Here is a 952-nt window from a genome sequence, read left to right as displayed (position 1 = left end):
ACGACGTCGCTCAGCATATTGGGCTTGGGACCGGCGCTGACGCGCGATCTGGCCACGGACCCAGCAGACGCGGGGTGGCTCGTCACAGCATTCGCCGCGACCTTTGCCCTGGCTGCACCCCTCGCGCAATTCACCCTTGGGCGACGTCTCGCACCCCGAACGCTTATCCTTGCGGGCGCGAGTATTCTCGCAGCTTCCCTAATCTGGTCGGCGCTGGCGACCTCGTTTAACACGCTTCTCTTTGCACGCATCGCGTCCGCCTTTGGCGGCGCGCTCATCGCGCCCACTAGCGCAGCACTTGCCATCTCTATGGTCCCTGTGGACCGGCGCGGTGCAGTCTTGGCCACAGTCTTTGCTGGGTTTACCCTTGCAACCGTCGGTGGCGTGCCGATTGCGACGTGGCTGACGCTGTGGCTTGGATGGCGTGGGGCCATTGCCGCCATAAGCCTAGCCGCGCTCGTCTTTGTTACGTTGGCAGCGATCTATATGCCGCGCGACAAAGATACACCGCGTCCGCAAAGGAAACAGGCCTCAGAAAGCCTGCGCCTCCTCGCACCAGTGCTCCTGCTTATGGGGACGGTGGGCATGCTATCGACGCAGTTTATCATCTATGCACTGATGGGGGAATTGCTGGGACAACAGTTCGGTGTCAGCGCAGGCGGCCTTCCAATCGCAATCCTCCTGTTCGGCGTTCTAGGTGTCGCGGGGAATGCCGTCGCAGGCGCGCTTTCGGATCGCGTTGGACCCGGCCCTTTGGTTTGGGCGAGTTTTGCTGGTCTCGCTGCGTTTCTGTCTCTGATGCTTCTCGATCTGGGGCCATACCTGGGTACGGTGGTTCTTGCAGGATGCGCGTTCATGGGCACCCTGTTCGCAACGCCTCAACAAAGCCGTCTTGTGCGTTTGGTGGCAGAGGAGCACCACGGCTTTATCCTCGCACTCAACTCGTCTGCAA

General features: G+C 61.2%; 1 protein-coding gene. It reads left to right on the top strand.

Annotation, left to right across the window (positions count from 1 at the left end):
- Nucleotides 1–952, top strand: a 952-nt coding sequence (locus ACR0BU_RS24715) for an MFS transporter (protein WP_480755788.1), incomplete at both ends; no start/stop codon positions are given.

Source organism: Ruegeria sp. CK2, from assembly GCF_056536585.1.
Note: the sequence above shows the minus strand (reverse complement) of the source record. Positions and strands in the feature narration are given on the sequence as shown.